A 14,617-nucleotide genomic window follows, 5' to 3' on the forward strand; every position below is an offset into this window, starting at 1 on the left:
CATTTCGCTGGCTATATGTGAATTCAAATTAAATAGAAAAAAGAAGAAAATTCCTATTTCAAGTTTCTTCTAAGAAATTTTCTTCTTTTTTCTAAAACCCTATACAATCCTCTCTAACAATATCCCCAATTCTTTTGCCATGACCTTAGGTGGATAAGGCATTCCTTCTTTTAACCATGATTCCAAAACCCCTACGTAAGCATTTGCGGCGAATTTAACAATAACATCTTCTTTTAGACCCTGATTTTTCGTTATGTCCACTTCAACCTTGAAAGCTTCTATAAGAAACTCTAGGAACTTATTGCGAAAAGAAGGAGCCGCTTTACTCGCTAACATTGTCGAAAAGAATAAATAATTACTTTCAAAGTATTCGAAAAAGGTTTCAGTTGCTTCTACCCATTCCATTTCACATGCCCATTCTCTTGTTTCCCTAAGTTTGTCTATATGTTCTTCAATGATCTTATCAAGCAAGTCAAATTTATCCGTGTAATGCAGATAAATGGTTCCTCGATTAACATTTGCCTTGTCAGAAATGTCCTGAATGGTAACGTCATCGAAACGTTTTTCAGTCATCAGTTCAATTACAGCCTTTTTGATGGCTTCTTGACTTTTGGTTATTCTTCTATCCACTTTAGACATTATAAAATCACCAATCTTTCCTAAAGATAATCACCAATTTTTATTGATTTGTTGAGTAATCAACGAAACGCATTAAATTTACTATAAACAATTGAAAGGAAAAGGTTAAAAAAGCAAAAACTCATGGGTATAAGAAACTCAAGGAGATTATCCATTGGTTTTAATATAGCTCAGTAAATTTGTTTAGATAATCAACATTTTTGATTAATATGTTGAATAATCAACGAATCACCTTAATTTAATCATTGAAAGCATCCTATTTCTTTTTATAATTATAAACAGGTGTTGATTAATCAATCAATATTTATTTTTTACAGACATCATGTTTATCTACTTTTTGGAATACTAGAAGCAAAATAAATTCAAGCAGGAGGTTTTTTAAGTGAATCGTGTTGAAAAGAGCAAGGAAAAATACAAACAGCTTTTTGGAAATGGAGTACCTGCCGCATACGCTACTGATCCTGATTTTCAGGACATCCTGAGCCGCTTCATTTTTGGGGAAGTTTTTTATCAGGGTAAACTGAATGACAAGCAACGTGAGCTTATCACCCTGGTAGTGCTTGCTACCAACCAGACGTTGCCCCAGCTAAAGGCACATGTTGGTGCCGCTTTGAACGTCGGGCTGACACCTGTGGAAATCAAAGAGGCAGTTTACCACGTTCAGTGTTCTTGGAAAGCCCATATATGGAAGACAGTGGGTGACGTTAATGAAATTATTCCTGAAAATTAAGAAAGGATGATATTTTTATGTCAAATATTCAAGATAAAGTTGTTATTATTACGGGTGCTTCTTGAATATTTCTCCTGGCAGTTACAGCGAACGTTTAGAAACAACAACTGACCCAACGGCGAAAGCAGGATTAGAAGAATTTACAAGGTGGCAATTGATGCTGACCGCATTGCTCGTGCAATTGCATTCGCCATTGAGCAGCCATCAGATGTAGCTATTAATGAAATGATTATTCGTCCAACTGTTCAAGTTGGTTAATAATGAAAAAATAAAGTTTATTGGAGGAATTAAAAATGGCAAAACATGAAGAAGTAAAAAATGGCGTTATTTTCCCAGCGGGCGAAAAAAATCCTTTTTCACAATTTTTTGTGGGTCAAAGTTATCTTAAAGGATTAGTGTCTGACCCTAAAGTCAACGTTGGTGTTGGGAATGTGACTTTTGAACCGGGATGCCGAAATAACTGGCATATCCATCATGATGGATTTCAAATTTTATTGGTAACTGGTGGTGAAGGTTGGTACCAAGAAGAAGGAAAATCTGCTCAATTCTTAAAAGCTGGTGATGTTATAGTCACTCACGATGGTGTTAAACATTGGCATGGTGCTACAAAAGATAGCTGGTTTGTACACATTGCAATCACTGCAGGTAAGCCGGAATGGTTAGAACCTGTCGATGATGAAACCTATAACAAATTGTAAAAAACTAACGCATCGAATCATTTGATTCGATGCGTTAATTATGACGGTCATACAAACAAAAGGGCGGAAACAGTATTGAAAATGGTACAGCCGTTACCTTAAGCCAAGAAGTTATTAAAAATGCAGCCATTGAGTTGATGATATGCATATTAGACATGCTGCCTTAACCAACCTTTTTATAGATAATCAACAATTTTGGTTGATTTGTTGAGTAATCAACGAATTGCGTTAATTTAATCATTGAATGCATTCAGTTTCTCTTTATAATAATAAACAGATGTTGATTAATGAATTAACATTGATTTTTTTAAGGGTTTTATGTTCAGGTCAGACCTGAAAATTGAACTTGCATCAAAAAATGCGGGGAATGGAGATGGTTATTATACGTATGGACAGGTTAAAGATATATTCTTTGCTGTCAGTTGCTTTGTTGATCTCATCCGGTCCATTGATTGCCGCAAACATTCCTGCAATCGAAAAGGAATTTCCGACAGTAAATCCAACCCATGTAGGGCTTTTAACAACCATTCCTTCACTGTTTGTCATTCTAGGTATCTTAGTTGCGAATCGTTTGGAACTATAGATTGGAAAGAAAAGAACAATATTGATTGGTTTAGCGCTTGTTTTTCTAGCAGGGGTTTTTCCGGTACTAAAACATGATATCTTTTCGTTTTTATTTCTTTCACGCTGCTTCTTTGGTTTAGGAATCGGTTTATTCAACCGCTTAGTCATTCAAATGATTAGTGATATATTTCAGGATGATCCCCGCAGAAAAGCAATTGTAATTGGATTGGAAAGTGCCTTTGAAGGATTGGGTGGCATTTGTTTGACGTTTATAGTGGGGCAGTTGTTGAAAATCAACTGGTATACATCGTTTCTTATTTATGCTCTTGCGCTTCCAATTTTTCTGGGATTCCTTTTCTTTGTTCCAAATGACAAGAAGAAAATGGCAAAAAGAAAAGCAGAACCAAAAGGAACTGTATCGGACAGTCACAACGACGTAGGATCCTATCGCTCGGTCTTTGGTTATGGTATTTTGCTTTTTGTGATTGTAACCATTTTTATTAATTACAATATTCAGGTTACCCCACTGCTTTTATCACAAAGGACAAAATAGAATTCTCTCACCATGATTGAGAATTCTATTTGTTTTTAGAACAGTAAATTTGATAGATATTCGCTTAAAAGTCACATAATTTTTAACTTGTTTTAAAATTGGAGGAGAAACAATGGAATCAATTAATCAACAAATGCTAACCGGGGAACGCGCTCTTTTTAAGAGTCGAGATCTTATCATTAAGGATTCAGTATTTGCAGATGGAGAGTCACCGCTAAAGGAAAGTTGTGATATTTCCATCGATAATAGTATTTTTAAGTGGAAGTATCCTTTATGGTATAGCAAAAATATCAGTGTAAAGAATAGTAGTTTTCTTGAAATGGCACGATCCGGAATTTGGTATACTCATCATATTTCAATCAGTGACAGCATCATTGAAGCACCAAAAACATTTCGACGTTCAAGCGATATACACCTGACCAACGTTGATATGCCAAATGCACAAGAGTCCTTTTGGAGCTGTAAAGATGTTTACTTAACAAATGTGACCGCAAAAGGCGATTACTTTGCAATGAATAGTGAAAATATCAAAATCGATAATTTCAGATTGGTAGGAAACTATGCCTTTGATGGGGCGAAAAACATTGAAATCCGAAATGCGAAGTTACTTTCGAAAGACGCTTTTTGGAATTGTGAAAATGTCACTGTTTACGATTCTATCATTATCGGTGAATATCTAGGTTGGAATTCAAAAAATATCACGTTTATTAACTGTACCATTGAAAGCAACCAAGGCATGTGCTACATGGATCATTTGGTGATCGAAAATGGGAAAATGATCAATACGGATTTAGCATTTGAATATTCAACAGTAGACGTGGAAGCAACAACAGTGATTGACAGTGTGAAAAATCCGATTAACGGAAAGATTAAAGCGAAGAACATTGGCGAATTAATATTGGATGACCAAGAAATTATCTCAGCTAATACACAGTATGAACTGGATAAAGCAGGTGAACCCTGTGACCTTTAATTTTGATGAAATGACGAATCGCTTTAACACGAACTCTTATAAGTGGGATGTTGGATACGAGGAGCTCCCGATGTGGGTAGCAGATATGGACTTTGAGACATCCCCAGCTATTGTTAAGGCAATGCAAAAGAGATTAAACCACCACATTTTTGGTTATACAAGCGTACCAGATGCATATTATCACGCAGTTGCCCGGTGGTGGAAAAATAGACATCAATTTAATATAGAAAAAGAATGGATAATGTTCTGTACCGGTGTGGTGCCAGCGATTTCTTCCATTGTGCGCAAAATGACGAAGGTCGGCGACAAAGTGTTGGTGTTGGCACCTGTCTACAATATCTTTTACAACTCAATCGTCAATAATCAACGAAAAGTTCTCACAAGTGAATTGATTTATAAAGACAATCTATATTCCATTGATTTTGGTGACTTAGAAGAAAAATTAGCTGATCATGACACAACCCTCATGATTTTCTGTAATCCCCATAACCCAATTGGTAAAGTATGGGATAAAGAAACTCTTGAGAGAATAGGAAACCTTTGTATCAAACACAATGTTCTTATCCTTTCTGATGAAATTCATTGTGATTTAGCACATCCGAGATATCGCTATATTCCATTTGCATCTGTTTCAGAAGAGTTTGCTCAAAATAGCATTACCTGTGTAGCACCGACGAAAACATTCAATCTTGCCGGGATTCAGACATCTAGTATTATCGTGCCAAATCCAGAGATAAGAAAACTCGTGAATCGTGGAATTAATACCGATGAAGTGGCTGAACCTAATGTTTTTGCCATTGAAGCGGCGATCGCAGCGTTTACAGAAGGTGAACCTTGGCTGGAAGCATTATTGGATTATCTGATGGGAAACAAGCAATTGATTGAACACTTTATCACAAGTAACATTCCGGATTTTAAAGTGATTCATTCAGAAGCAACTTATTTAGCGTGGATTGATTGTAGTGCTGTAACGAATAATACCAAAGATCTATGTGAATTTATTAGGAAAGAAACAGGGTTGTACATTTCAGAGGGTGCTATTTTTGGTGGCAATGGTAATAACTTTATTAGACTAAACTACGCATGCCCGAAAGCGCGGCTTGAAAATGGATTACAGCGTTTGAAAAAAGGGATTGCTGCATTTCAACTTCTAGACAATCCAATATGATTAATGGGGTTATCCGATAATTAATAAAAATATTTAAGGAGGAAATTATCATGACAAATATTGAAGGAAAAGTTGTCATTATTATGGGTGCATCAAGTGGGATTGGAGAAGCGACTACCAAGAAACTTGCACAAGAGGGAGCAAAACTTGTCATTGCGGCTCGTCGCGAAGATCGTTTGGAAGCTCTTATTGAATCATTACCAAATGCTGAAATCTCATACGCCGTTGCAGATGTAACGAATAAAGAGGAAGTACAAGCCGTTGTCAATTTGGCGGTCGAAAAATATGGTCGTGTCGATGTACTTTATAACAACGCTGGAGTCATGCCGACTGCTCCACTTTCAGAAAAGCGCTTTGATGAATGGCGCCAAATGTTAGACATCAATATCATGGGTGTGTTAAATGGGATTGCTGCTGTTTTACCGATTATGAAAAAGCAGCAATCCGGTCAAATTATTGCGACTGACTCTATTGCAGGACATGTCGTTTATCCAGGTTCTGCTGTATACTGTGGCACAAAATTTGCTGTTCGGGCTATCATGGAGGGGCTTCGTCAGGAAGAAGGAGAAAATAATATTCGTTCAACTATTATTTCCCCAGGATTAGTAGATACCGAACTTTATACAACGATTAATGAACCTGAAAACCGTGAACGAGTGAAGAGTAATGCTAAAATAGAAGGTTTGGGATTGAAGTCAAGCGACATTGCCGATGCAGTGGCTTATGCCATTAGCACACCGGAAACTGTTGCGGTAAGTGAAATCTTGATTCGCCCAACGAAATCAGTGAAATGAATATAGGTAAAGTATTTACCGAGACAAAGGATAAAATGGTGACTTAAAGTGGTAAAACACTACAAAAGGTGGTGAAGATTATGAAAAAGATAATCACCTTGTTTCTGAGTTTTTTGGCAGTTATGCTGTTAATTTCATGTACCAATATGCAAAGAAATACAACAACTACCGAAACGGAAGTTGATTTAAATGAGACATCGAGAACAAGTTCACCTGTCTCAGAAAAAAAGAATCTAAAAAAACAGAAAGAGGGTGTAAAGGAAATGAAAATAAAATTAACTGTTGGGCAGGACGAATATACTGCTAGTTTGAATGACAGTAAGACTGCGAGTGATTTTATAGACCTTCTTCCTATGACGTTAACACTTGAAGACTATGCGGGAACGGAAAAGATTAGCGACCTTCCAAAAAGATTGTCAACTACCGGTTCTCCAGAAGGTACCGCAGCTTCGATTGGAGATATTACGTATTATGCTCCTTGGGGAAACTTGGCTATATTTTATAGGGATTTTGGTTTTGCAAAGGGACTTATTAAATTAGGTAGGATAGAGTCCGGAACAGAAAAGCTTGCAAATAATCATGGTGATTTTAAAGTTAAAATTGAAAGAATTGATTAACACCAGTTGGAAGATTCATTGGCGGCTGCCGATTTTAACATGACAACAGAAATGTATGCTGAAATTTCTAATTTATCGAGAGTAGATTCGCCCGCAACGGATCGATGGAGATTAAGTTCTTCAACTAACGAGTGCTTATGTTTAATAAAGATCTTCTATGGTGGCTCTTTTTGTTATTCCGCTAACGAAGCAGGTTAGTGAAACAAGTTAAAAGTCTATATCCAAGACTAGAGGGTTCCGTTTTGAGGTGCTTTCTTAATAATGACATAAGAAATGACGTATGAATTGGCATACGTCATTTTCTTTATTTATCAAGGTTTTTAGGACTTTTTAATGAACATTGACATAACAATTGACATCAATTTTTATAATGGATAATAAGTATTGTACAATTAAAAAAGAATGCCAAAACTACTGTCAGTATTAATGTCGTTATGATTAAAGGGAGGAAGAATAATGTCCAATAACGTAAGACTAAGAAGAATAATTTTAGATTTAGCAGTTACTTTAGATGGTTTTATTGAAGGGAAAAATGGGGAAGTTGATTGGTGCATTATGGGCTCTGAGATGGGGTTTATTAATTTCTTAAATCAAATTGATACAATTTTATATGGAAGAAAAAGCTATGATTTTTGGGGACAATTTACTCCAGAAAATGAAGATATTAATACTGAAAAAGAAATTTGGGAATTAGTTCATAGTAAAGAAAAATATGTGTTTTCCAGAACGCAAAAAGGGACTGATAATAAAGCAATATTCATAAATGATAATATTCTTGAAGAAGTAAATAAATTAAAGAATAAGCCTGGTAAAGACATCTGGCTATATGGCGGGGCAAGTCTTATTACATCTTTTATCAATTTAGGGCTTGTTGATGAATTTAGATTATCTGTTCACCCAGTTATTTTGGGAGAAGGAAAACCGTTGTTTATTGATATAAAACAGAGGTTGAATTTAAAAATGGTTAATACAAGAACGTTCTCCTCTGGCGTTGTGCAACTAATCTATCATTTGAATGGGAATTAATAATATTGCACATTCTTCCAAAGATAAAATGCAATAAATATCATAAGGTTATACTTGATAGTAATTGTCACTTCTTCAACTAACGGAGTGCGTCTCCACAATACATCACGAGCCATGCGTTCCATATTCCTGTTGAACATGGAGAAGGTCTTCAAGTCCTTAATTATAAAATTGGTCAGGAGTTTAAAGCTCATTTTGATTTTTTTTCACCTTCTAAAGCAGTTAATAATCCCAGAATTAGCACACTCGTCATGTACTTGAATGATGTAGAGCATGGTGGAGAAACTTATTTTCCAAAACTTAATTTTTCAGTCTCTCCACAAAAGGGTATGGCAGTGTACTTCGAATATTTTTATAATGATCATACGTTAAACGAGTTAACTTTACATGGCGGAGCACCAGTTATCATTGGAGATAAATGGGCGGCAACACAATGGATAAGAAGAAAAAGAGTAAACTAGGCAAGCTTTGAAGGTTGACAAATCCACCAATCCAAATATTTTGACGATAAGTTTAACCGTTGAAATAAAAAAATCACAATACTAATACTCTGCAGACCTTTTTAAGAGAGGATCTGCAGATATTGTCGGTAACTATAGAGGTGGTAATTTTATGGATAATGGGTAAAGGTCACCTATGATCATTTTAGCCATTTAGTAGTTTCCATGACAAAAATTGACATTCCATGACAAAAACCGATGAGGATTGCATTTCTAACGAAGTAGGAGTAAACTATGTAAAATAATACACCTAATCGGGAGCCTGTGGAATCAGGCTGAGAGTACGGCTATTCTGTCGTAGACCGAATGAACCTGTTGGGTAATGCCAGCGTAGGGAGAGTGACGACGAACTATTATGCACTTTGCTCACGCAAAGTGCTTTTTATTTATGAAAGGATTTGAATGAAGATGAATCAGCAGCATGATATTATCCAAAACCTTCTTAAATGGATGCAACATGATTCTACCTTAGAAGAAGCGTTTAATGAACAAGCCTTGAGATTATTTTCTTATCAATATCAATACAACCTTCCATATCGGACTTTTTGTATGCAAAAAGGAAAGACACCAAGAGTGGTGAAGTCATGGCGGGATATTCCGGCCGTCCCGATCAATGCCTTTAAAGAGGTAACATTAAGCTGTACCCCTCCTGAAGACGCTAAGGCCGTTTTTATGACAAGTGGTACCACAAAAGGGATCCGGGGCAAGCATTATCATCCGACCCTACATATTTATGACCAATCTATGATTCTTAATTTTAAACAAAGAGTGATGAAGGACACGGAAAAAATCCGAATGTGCGTCCTTTTTCCTACCGAAACAGAAATGCCCAACTCGTCACTAGCTCATTACTTGGCTCTGGCCGTAAAGGAGTTTGGCACAGAGGATAGCCACTATTTGATCACCAACAATGGTATCGACTTCGAACGCTTGCTAAAAGAATTGGAGCATGCCGAGAAAACAGGGGATCCCTATGCCCTCATAGGAGCAAGTTTTAGCTTGGTTCACATGCTTGAGGAACTCGAACGCCTTGGGCGAACCTTCTCCTTGCCAAAAGGAAGCAGAATCTTAGATACTGGCGGGTTCAAAAATCAATCAAAGGAATTGGAATTGGATGAATTTTATCAGCTGCTGTCAACTTACTTAGGTGTAGACCGGTCAGATTGCCTCAATATGTATGGGATGACAGAGCTGAGCACGCAATTTTATGACAATGGGAATCAATTATTTCCATCGGTTAAGTCCGGCCCGCACTGGATTCGCACAAGAGTGATCAACCCTTTAACGGGTGAAGAGGTCCCAACGGGTGAACGAGGTGTTCTAGTTCACTGTGACCTGGCTAACTTTAACTCAGTTACGACCATTTTAACAGAAGATTTAGGGGTAGAGGTAGACAACGGTTTTCTATTATTAGGACGTGTGCAGGGAACGGAAGCCAAGGGCTGCTCGATCGCTGTTGAGGATTTTTTAAAGGCAGCCAAGGGGGCAGAGGAATGATAGAGGTGGCAGGCTATCTCCCGGATATAGGCGAAGAGGAATTTGACAAGAAGGTTTTTCTTTTTCAAGGAAGAAAGGGAAGCCTAGAGGTAGAAATCCCGCACCTTACGACGGAACAGCTAAAAAAAGTCATTGAAAAAGTCAAAAAGGCAAGTGCGGAAGCATTAAAGTCCTTTACGGTTGTTGAAATCGTCAATATCATCGACCAAGTAATTGAGAGATTACTAGACAGGCGATCGGTCTATCGCCAAAAAGCAGAAACGCTTCTACCCATCGTAACGGGCTATGATGAAGAGGTCATTCGTCTTGGACTTACCTCTTATTTAAAAACCTTTCGGAAACATGAGCTGCAGCGGTTTCTTGTCGAAGATTTAGGGAATCCGTTATTGCTTGATGAATTTCAGCCCCGGGTAAAAGGCGGCTTTTCCCAGGCAGTTGGACCCGATCTTATTACCCATATTTGGGCGGGAAATGTTCCGGCACTTCCATTATGGAGCTTTATTTCCGGTTTGCTAGTCAAAGCAGGGAATATCGGAAAGGTCTCAAGTGCCGAACCTCTTTTTGCCGGTTGGTTTGCCAACTTGATGGTCGAGGTAGAACCAAAATTGGCAGATTGCTTTGCCGTCGTTTGGTGGAAAGGAGGAGACGAAGAAAGGGAGAGGTCTGTTTTTGGACTAACCGATGTGGCCGTTGGATATGGTGGAAACGAGTCGTTGGAGGCATTAAAAAGCCGGATTCCAATTACCACCCGTTTCCTGCCCTTTGGCCACAAAATCAGCTTTGGAGTGGTTTCTTGCTCGAGTCTGGATTCGCGGAAAGCGGTACAATCCGCCCATCAGGCCGCAATTGATGTGGTTCGTTATGACCAGCAGGGCTGTTATTCCCCGCAGACCTTTTATGTTCAAAATGGAGGAAAGGTTTCGCCAAAGGAGTTTGTAGGCTTTTTGGCCCATGAACTGGACAACTTTGCAAAAAGGTATCCGAGACGAAAGCTTTCAATAGAAGAGTCGGCTGCACTCGCTTCGTGGCGGCAAAAAGAAGAAATGAGTATATTCTCGCAACCCAAAAAAGAAGTGCTAGGATATGGAGAGAATGAATGGACAGTTGTTTACGAAGAAGAGACCAGCTTCCACCCAAGCTGTTTAAACCGAGTGGTAAAAGTAATCGCATTTGATAGAATAGAAGATTTAATTCCCGTTATCGCACCCTATCGCTCCTATCTCCAAACAGCCGGTATTGCCGCCAGCCCGAAAGAGCTTTTTCAATGGGGCGGCTTATTGGGGAAAATTGGAGTAACGAGGATGACGGCATTGGGAGCCATGACCTCTCCGGAAGCCGGCTGGCATCACGACGGCCGTTTTAATTTGCTTGACTTGATACAAATGGTGGATATTGAGGCATCCGCTGAAGAATTTTGTGAAAAATTTGCTCCTTATGTTGATTGATTAGGAGGTAAACGATGAGTTTTTTGACAATCCAAGATGTGACATACAGGTACCAAGGAAAAGAACCAGTCATCAACCAGGTAAACTGGAGCATTAACCAAGGGGAGTTTCATAGCTTGCTGGGGAAAAGCGGTTGCGGGAAGACGACGTTGTTGAAGCTTGCAGCCGGCTTGCTTCGTTCGGATGAGGGAATGATTTCACTAAATGGAACCGAAGTGGTAAAGCCATCCGAACAATGCGGATTTGTTTTTCAATCACCGACATTATTGGAATGGAAAACGGTGATCGACAATGTTCTGCTCCCTGTTTCCCTGAAACGAAGGGTAACAGCGGAGGATCGCCGGAATGCTATAGAATTATTGGGACTTGTTGGACTAGAGGCCTATCTCGATAGATACCCTACGCAATTATCAGGAGGGCAACAAAGCCGTGTAGCCATTGCCAGGGCGCTAATTCAAAAGCCGTCGATGCTGTTTTTGGATGAACCCTTTGCGGCGCTGGACGCGATTACCAGAGAAGAGCTTCAAGACGACCTTTTAAAGCTTTGCCAACTGCATCAAACAACCGTTCTGTTTATCACGCATGACATTTCGGAAGCAGTTTATCTCTCCGACCGGATCGCCGTCATGGCGGAGGGAAAAATTATTTATAACACAGAGGTCCAGCTTCCAAAGCCGCGGACGATGAACATGAGATATGAGCCGTATTTTAACGAGCTTTGTTTTAAGGTTCGTCAAGTAATGGGCGGGGTATACACATGAAGAAAATGCCGATTTATTCTATCAGTCTATTTGTTCTTTTGCTTCTGGGATGGGAAATGGCAGCAGGTTCCATGTCAGAGCTTGTCTTGCCGGCTCCTTCTGTCATTTTCGCCACTCTTGTGGAGGGGATGAAAAGCGGTTATTTTTGGCCGCATATCGTTCGGACGCTAGAAGAGGTGCTGCTCGGCCTGTTCTTTGGGGGCTTATTTGGTTTTATTACTGGGATTCTCATGGGAGAAGTGGAGTTTTTTAGAAAGCTCCTGGCTCCCTATGTGATTGCCAGTCAAGCTGTTCCCAAACTGGCGCTGGTGCCATTATTTATTCTTTGGTTTGGTTTTGGCATGACCTCCAAGGTTGTGATTACGGCATTGATTTGTTTTTTTCCGTTATTGGAAAACACCGTCACGTCCATTCAGTATACAGATATGCAGAAGCAGGAACTGTTTCGAATGCTTGGGGCGAGCCGCTGGCAAACCTTAGTCCATTTAAAGATACCGGCCGGACTGCCAGGAATTCTTGCCGGTTTTCGCGTAGCCGTGGTATTAGCCATCGTTGGAGCCGTGGTAGGAGAATTCGTTGGCGGCAGTGACGGGTTGGGTGCGTTGATTATTGCTTCCCAGGGAATGATGGATACACCATTGATGTTTGCTGTATTGATCTTATTAACCATTATCGGAATGGTGCTTTATCAGGTTGTATATTTACTGGAAAAGAAATGGGTAAGACGCTATATAAAGGAGACAGAAAAATGAAAACAAAAGTTATTTTAACAATTTTATTGGCATGTGTTTTAGCATTTACAGCAGCATGCGGGACAAAGGAGCAAGAAAAAACTAGCAAGGCATCTGGCGAAAAACAGCTGAAAACGATTCGTGTAGCCAACTGGAGCAAGCCGATTACCGAGCAAACCAATTTATTAGTGGATGAGAAAAAAGGTTTTTATAAGGATAAAGGATTAAAAGTGGAGGTGATTCCTGGCGCCGGCGGCGGAGATGCGATCAAGAATATTCTCTCGGGCCAGGCAGATATTGCGTTTACAGACCCGGGATCCCTGTTCTTTGCACTGGATAAAGGTGAAAAGCTGCGTGTAATTTATAATATCTATCCGCAAAATGTGTTCAATATCGTATCACTGAAGGAAAAAAACATTACCAAACCGGAAGATTTAAAAGGGAAAACCATTGGGGTATATAGCTTAACAAGCGGAACCCGTCAAAATTTACTCGTTCTTTTACATCAGGTCGGTCTATCTGAAAAAGATGTCAAAATTGTCGAAACTGGTCTGTTGAATTTTGCTCCGTTAATGCAGGGGCAGGTGGATGCCACAGCCGCAACTGATACGGGCTTGGTGATTGGCAAACAAAAAGGTTTGGGTGACGTCAATGTCATGGATGTAAAAGATTATTTAAATGTTCCAAGTGACGTATTTGTGGTTACAGAAAAAACATATCAAGAGAAGAAAGACGAGCTGAAAAAGTTTTTAGAGGCTTATCGCAATAGTGCCGAGTGGATGATTGAAAATCCAGAAGAAGCCGCCTCTCTAGCGATGAAGTATGCAATTGATGGAAAAGATGAACAACAGAATTTACAAATTATTAAATTGCGAAATGCTTCAAGTGTTTCTGAAGAAACGAATGAAAAAGGTTTAGGGACTATGGATGTCAATGTCCTACAGCAAGGGGCAGATACCTATCAGAAATTGGGATTAATCCAAAACCGACTTAAATTGGAGGAGGTCGTGACGGAGGAATTGATTCCAAAGAAGTAATGGAGGCCGAAAATGAAAAAGTTTGAAGGAAAGACCGTACTTGTTACAGGAGCCAGCCGCGGCATCGGTGCTGCCATTGCCCGTGCCTTTGCAAAGGAAGGGGCCTTTGTCATCGTTAATTATCTGCAAAATCATACGGCCGCTGAACAAGTGGCATCCGCTTGTATCGAACTAGGGGGGGATGCCTGGGCCATCCAGGCAGATGTCACTTCCGAAACGGCTGTTAATCAAATGATCGACCAAGTTGTATTGGAAGCAGGAAAAATAGACGTTGTCGTAAACAATGCTTTCAAACCGTATGTCTTTGATCCGGATCAGCGGAAGCTGGCCTGGGAGGTTAAATGGGAGGACTATCAAGCCCAGCTTGATGGAGCATTAAGATCAACCCATTATGTGTGTCAGGCTGTACTTCCTGTGATGAAAAAACAAAGCCAGGGCAGCATCATCAATGTGACCAGCAACCTAGTGGTAAGACCAATTGTTCCCTATCACGAATATAATACGGCGAAAACCGCACTGACGGGCTACACCCGCAATTTGGCGGTGGAGCTTGGTTCTTTTGGAATCAGGGTCAATTGTGTTGCGCCGGGACTTGTTTACCCAACAGATGCCAGTAAACATACGAAAGAAGAAGTTAAGGAAATGATTATAGCACAAACACCTCTGCGACGACTTGCGGCTCCTGAAGATATTGCAGGACCTGTTATGTTTCTGGCCTCCGAATGGAGTCAATTTATGACCGGACAAACATTGTTTGTCGATGGCGGCCTTGTGATGGGATAAGGAGATATTAGTATCGGATGGGGCAGTGTGTAGTGTCGGATAGGCCGTTGTTACTGTCGTATAAAGTGTCATTACTGTCAGATAAGGACTCACTCTTTTGC

16 protein-coding genes and 2 pseudogenes are annotated in these 14,617 nt (G+C 39.6%); 17 read left to right on the forward strand and 1 reads right to left on the reverse strand.

What is annotated here, in order from left to right; translation table 11 throughout:
- Positions 1-99 precede the first annotated feature (99 nt).
- The gene (locus J7E77_RS19770) at positions 100-639 is read right to left on the reverse strand and encodes a TetR/AcrR family transcriptional regulator (protein ID WP_214716624.1); all 540 of its coding nucleotides are present in this window, start codon (positions 637-639) and stop codon (positions 100-102) included.
- Positions 640-1,021: 382 nt separating this feature from the next.
- Between J7E77_RS19770 and J7E77_RS30800 the strand changes: the two genes are divergently transcribed.
- From J7E77_RS30800 to J7E77_RS19855, 17 genes and pseudogenes are all read left to right on the forward strand, one after another.
- Positions 1,022-1,369, forward strand: coding sequence for a carboxymuconolactone decarboxylase family protein (locus J7E77_RS30800; RefSeq protein ID WP_308160709.1), 348 nt, complete (start codon positions 1,022-1,024; stop codon positions 1,367-1,369).
- 165 nt (positions 1,370-1,534) lie between these two features.
- A pseudogene (locus tag J7E77_RS31815) lies at positions 1,535-1,627 on the forward strand (oxidoreductase); the annotation flags it as partial.
- A gap of 35 nt (positions 1,628-1,662) precedes the next feature.
- Complete coding sequence (locus J7E77_RS19785) at positions 1,663-2,067, forward strand: cupin domain-containing protein (RefSeq protein WP_214716625.1); 405 nt, start codon at positions 1,663-1,665, stop codon at positions 2,065-2,067.
- Between the two features lie 373 nt (positions 2,068-2,440).
- Positions 2,441-2,650, forward strand: a complete 210-nt coding sequence (locus tag J7E77_RS19790; protein ID WP_214716626.1) for a hypothetical protein — start codon at positions 2,441-2,443, stop codon at positions 2,648-2,650.
- Positions 2,651-3,184 carry an MFS transporter gene (locus J7E77_RS19795; RefSeq protein ID WP_308160711.1) on the forward strand — a complete coding sequence of 178 codons (534 nt, stop codon included), beginning with the start codon at positions 2,651-2,653 and terminating at the stop codon, positions 3,182-3,184.
- A 112-nt stretch (positions 3,185-3,296) separates the two neighbouring features.
- Complete coding sequence (locus tag J7E77_RS19800; RefSeq protein WP_214716628.1) at positions 3,297-4,157, forward strand: DUF3737 family protein; 861 nt, start codon at positions 3,297-3,299, stop codon at positions 4,155-4,157.
- Entirely contained in the window at positions 4,147-5,325 is a 1,179-nt protein-coding gene (locus J7E77_RS19805) for a MalY/PatB family protein (protein ID WP_308160710.1), read from the forward strand. Before J7E77_RS19800 ends, J7E77_RS19805 begins: the two co-directional genes overlap by 11 nt.
- Before the next feature lie 50 nt (positions 5,326-5,375).
- Positions 5,376-6,119, forward strand: a complete 744-nt coding sequence (locus tag J7E77_RS19810) for an SDR family oxidoreductase (protein WP_214716630.1) — start codon at positions 5,376-5,378, stop codon at positions 6,117-6,119.
- 80 nt (positions 6,120-6,199) lie between these two features.
- Complete coding sequence (locus J7E77_RS19815) at positions 6,200-6,736, forward strand: cyclophilin-like fold protein (protein WP_251028130.1); 537 nt, start codon at positions 6,200-6,202, stop codon at positions 6,734-6,736.
- A gap of 456 nt (positions 6,737-7,192) precedes the next feature.
- Positions 7,193-7,762, forward strand: a complete 570-nt coding sequence (locus J7E77_RS19820) for a dihydrofolate reductase family protein (RefSeq protein ID WP_214716631.1) — start codon at positions 7,193-7,195, stop codon at positions 7,760-7,762.
- Between the two features lie 110 nt (positions 7,763-7,872).
- A pseudogene (locus J7E77_RS19825) lies at positions 7,873-8,223 on the forward strand (prolyl hydroxylase family protein); the annotation flags it as partial.
- A gap of 447 nt (positions 8,224-8,670) precedes the next feature.
- Positions 8,671-9,759, forward strand: coding sequence for a LuxE/PaaK family acyltransferase (locus tag J7E77_RS19830; RefSeq protein ID WP_214716632.1), 1,089 nt, complete (start codon positions 8,671-8,673; stop codon positions 9,757-9,759).
- Positions 9,756-11,204 carry an acyl-CoA reductase gene (locus tag J7E77_RS19835; RefSeq protein ID WP_214716633.1) on the forward strand — a complete coding sequence of 483 codons (1,449 nt, stop codon included), beginning with the start codon at positions 9,756-9,758 and terminating at the stop codon, positions 11,202-11,204. The genes J7E77_RS19830 and J7E77_RS19835 overlap by 4 nt, the downstream gene beginning before the upstream one ends.
- A gap of 14 nt (positions 11,205-11,218) precedes the next feature.
- Positions 11,219-11,965, forward strand: coding sequence for an ABC transporter ATP-binding protein (locus tag J7E77_RS19840; RefSeq protein WP_214716634.1), 747 nt, complete (start codon positions 11,219-11,221; stop codon positions 11,963-11,965).
- Positions 11,962-12,717 (forward strand): ABC transporter permease, encoded by a 756-nt coding sequence (locus J7E77_RS19845; protein ID WP_214716635.1) that lies wholly within the window; start codon positions 11,962-11,964, stop codon positions 12,715-12,717. The genes J7E77_RS19840 and J7E77_RS19845 overlap by 4 nt, the downstream gene beginning before the upstream one ends.
- Positions 12,714-13,733 carry an ABC transporter substrate-binding protein gene (locus J7E77_RS19850; protein WP_214716636.1) on the forward strand — a complete coding sequence of 340 codons (1,020 nt, stop codon included), beginning with the start codon at positions 12,714-12,716 and terminating at the stop codon, positions 13,731-13,733. The genes J7E77_RS19845 and J7E77_RS19850 overlap by 4 nt, the downstream gene beginning before the upstream one ends.
- A gap of 12 nt (positions 13,734-13,745) precedes the next feature.
- The gene (locus J7E77_RS19855; RefSeq protein ID WP_214716637.1) at positions 13,746-14,516 is read left to right on the forward strand and encodes a 3-oxoacyl-ACP reductase; all 771 of its coding nucleotides are present in this window, start codon (positions 13,746-13,748) and stop codon (positions 14,514-14,516) included.
- The last annotated feature ends 101 nt before the right edge of the window (positions 14,517-14,617 follow it).

The organism is Bacillus sp. ISL-77 (genome assembly GCF_018613105.1).

Bases quoted from the DNA above. Each gene is read 5' to 3' on its own strand.
- J7E77_RS19855 (WP_214716637.1), top strand. From the start codon at position 13,746: ATGAAAAAGTTTGAAGGAAAGACCGTACTTGTTACAGGAGCCAGCCGC.
- J7E77_RS19785 (WP_214716625.1), top strand. From the start codon at position 1,663: ATGGCAAAACATGAAGAAGTAAAAAATGGCGTTATTTTCCCAGCGGGC.
- J7E77_RS19810 (WP_214716630.1), top strand. From the start codon at position 5,376: ATGACAAATATTGAAGGAAAAGTTGTCATTATTATGGGTGCATCAAGT.
- J7E77_RS19830 (WP_214716632.1), top strand. From the start codon at position 8,671: ATGAATCAGCAGCATGATATTATCCAAAACCTTCTTAAATGGATGCAA.
- J7E77_RS19800 (WP_214716628.1), top strand. From the start codon at position 3,297: ATGGAATCAATTAATCAACAAATGCTAACCGGGGAACGCGCTCTTTTT.
- J7E77_RS19835 (WP_214716633.1), top strand. From the start codon at position 9,756: ATGATAGAGGTGGCAGGCTATCTCCCGGATATAGGCGAAGAGGAATTT.
- J7E77_RS19820 (WP_214716631.1), top strand. From the start codon at position 7,193: ATGTCCAATAACGTAAGACTAAGAAGAATAATTTTAGATTTAGCAGTT.
- J7E77_RS19840 (WP_214716634.1), top strand. From the start codon at position 11,219: ATGAGTTTTTTGACAATCCAAGATGTGACATACAGGTACCAAGGAAAA.
- J7E77_RS19850 (WP_214716636.1), top strand. From the start codon at position 12,714: ATGAAAACAAAAGTTATTTTAACAATTTTATTGGCATGTGTTTTAGCA.
- J7E77_RS19790 (WP_214716626.1), top strand. From the start codon at position 2,441: ATGGTTATTATACGTATGGACAGGTTAAAGATATATTCTTTGCTGTCA.
- J7E77_RS19770 (WP_214716624.1), bottom strand. From the start codon at position 639: ATGTCTAAAGTGGATAGAAGAATAACCAAAAGTCAAGAAGCCATCAAA.
- J7E77_RS19815 (WP_251028130.1), top strand. From the start codon at position 6,200: ATGAAAAAGATAATCACCTTGTTTCTGAGTTTTTTGGCAGTTATGCTG.
- J7E77_RS19845 (WP_214716635.1), top strand. From the start codon at position 11,962: ATGAAGAAAATGCCGATTTATTCTATCAGTCTATTTGTTCTTTTGCTT.